The following is a 2,428-nucleotide window of genomic DNA, read 5'->3' as shown; positions in this document are numbered from 1 at the left end:
ACCCCCGGAAGCGGCGCGATCATCTGCGCGCCGGTCTCGGTCTGCCACCAGGTGTCCACGATCGGGGCAGGGTGTTCCTTCTTTTCCCCGTTCTTCCCGGCGTTGGAGCCGATGACGTCCCGGTACCACATCCAGGCCTCGGGTTGATGGGCTCACCCACCGAGCCCAGGACCCGGATCGAGGACAGATCGTACTTGGCAGGGATCTCCCGGCCCCACTTCATGAACGTCCGGATCGCCGTCGGGGCGGTGTACAGGATGGAGACCTTGTACTTCTCCACGATTTCCCACCAGCGGCCCTGGTGCGGGGAATCCGGGGTGCCCTCGTACATGACCTGGGTGGCGCCGTTGACCAGCGGGGCGTAGGCGACGTACGAGTGGCCGGTGACCCATCCGACGTCGGCGGTGCACCAGAACACGTCCGTGTCCGGGTGCAGGTCGAAGACCGCCTTGTGCGTGTACGCGGTCTGGGTGAGGTACCCGCCGGTGGTGTGCAGGATGCCCTTGGGCTTGCCCGTGGTCCCGGAGGTGTACAGGATGAACAGCGGGTGTTCGGCGTCATGCCCGACGGCGGTGTGCTCACCGGAGGCGACGCCGACCGTGTCCTCCCACCACTGGTCCCGGCCCTCGTGCCAGTCCACCGGCTGGCCGTTGCGCTTGACCACCACGACGTTCCGGACCGAATGTCCCTCTTTGGACAGGGCCTGGTCCACGGCCGGCTTGAGCGGGCTGGGCTTCCCGCGCCGGTAGGTGCCGTCGGCGGTGACCACGAGCTTGGCCTCGGCGTCATCGATCCGGGAGCGCAGGGCATCGGCGGAGAACCCGCCGAACACCACCGAGTGCACGGCCCCGATCCGGGCACAGGCCAGCATCGTGATCACGGCCTCGGGAATCATGGGCAGGTACACGGCCACCCGGTCACCCTTGGCCACACCGAGCGACTCGAAAGCGTTGGCGGCCTTCTTCACCTCGTCGGTCAGCTGCGCGTAGGTGTAGGAGCGGGTGTCGCCCGGTTCGCCCTCGAAATGGATGGCCACCCGGTCCCCGAGCCCGTTCTCCACGTGCCGGTCCAGGGCGTTGTACGCGGCATTGACTTGCCCGCCGACGAACCACTTCGCGAACGGCGGGTTGGACCAGTCCAGGGCTTCGGTGAAGTCCGTGTCCCAGTCCAGCAGTTCCCGGGCTTGCTTCGCCCAGAACGCGGGACGGTCCGCATTGGCTTCCGCATAGACTTCGGCGCCGACTACCGCGTTGGCCGCGAACTCAGGGGTGGGCGCGAACTTCCGGTTTTCGTGGAGAAGGTTTTCGAGGGCGTCGCCGTTGCCTGCCCCGTCGGATCCGGGTGCAGCGGTGGTCGTCGATCCATTGGCGTCCTGGGACATGTGAACCTCATCATTCATCGATCTCTGCCGCGCGGTTGTCCCGTGTCGGGGCCGCCCCACGCGCCAATCGTGCACGGCGTTGGGCTGCGGCGCCTCACGGGATTCCGCAAAGAGCTTTTCCGGAACCCACCTTAGCGTTTTGAGCCGACAACAAGTGTCTGCGGTCACAATCCGGACCGTGAGCGGCCGGTGATTCGCGCCGAACGGTGCTGAAGGCTTTCGCTTGGCTCCCAAGGCGGGGAATATTACGGCGCGGCGTGCCTGCCTCCGCGCCGATGCCAACTAGTGGACTGTCAGATGCGTGGCATAGGCTGAAGAGGTCTCGAGACGCGAGAACTTGCCGCCCGGTCCGGCCCGGAAATTACTGGGTGCAGCCTTGGGCGGCGGCGTCCGGAACACCGCCGTACTAAGGAGATTTGCACATGAACCAGACGAGCCAAGGTCCGAAATACGGTGCACTCGCGCCCGGGTCGGCCCCCGAAGCAGCAGCTGGATCCGGGGCGCCAGAGCCCGGCAGCGTGACCTCCCCGAAGTACCAGGCCGTGCTGGGTCCGTTCACTATCCGGGACCTGACCGTTTTCGGCTCCACCTTGGTGATGTTTGTGGGGTCCCTCCTGCCGATGTTTGGCGGGCGCTATAACTTGTGGAACCTCGACAACCTTTTCTTCCTGGCACTCGGGATCGTTCTTCCCCTCGTCGTTACCGCCTTGTTCGTTGCCCGGCGCCTGCAGCCGGGGAACATCGTGAGGATCGGTTCCCTTTCGACCGACCAGTTCGCTTCCGTCGTGGCGTCGTTCGCCCTGACCCTGTTCTTCCTGTCCGCAGCAGGCGCGTTTACCGTCTTCGTGCTCGTCGGACTTATCGGCTCAGTAGGTCTTCTGGCCGCGACGGTCCTGGCTCCCCACTTGCCGTTCCTCCGCGACGATTTCCAGGACCGTGCAGAACAGCCAGCTCACGTTGTGGCCCGGGAATCGACCGTTCCAACCCGCAAGCCTGCGGTGCCGAAGCCGGTCAAGCCCAAGCCGGAGCCTGCCAGCCCGGCACCGG

At 65.8% G+C, this 2,428-nt stretch carries 2 pseudogenes; one reads left to right on the top strand and one right to left on the bottom strand.

Features of this window, described 5'->3' with window-relative positions:
* Nucleotides 1-1,381 (bottom strand): annotated as a pseudogene (locus AHiyo1_RS24000) (acetate--CoA ligase); the annotation flags it as partial.
* A 422-nt stretch (nucleotides 1,382-1,803) separates the two neighbouring features.
* On the opposite strand from AHiyo1_RS24000, the pseudogene AHiyo1_RS23995 reads away from it, so the two are divergent.
* Nucleotides 1,804-2,428 (top strand): annotated as a pseudogene (locus AHiyo1_RS23995) (hypothetical protein); the annotation flags it as partial.

The sequence above is a fragment of the Arthrobacter sp. Hiyo1 genome, assembly GCF_001263615.2.
Classification (GTDB): Bacteria; Actinomycetota; Actinomycetes; order Actinomycetales; family Micrococcaceae; genus Arthrobacter.
The sequence above is the reverse complement of the archived record's forward strand: the minus strand, read 5'-3'. Positions and strand labels throughout refer to the sequence as shown.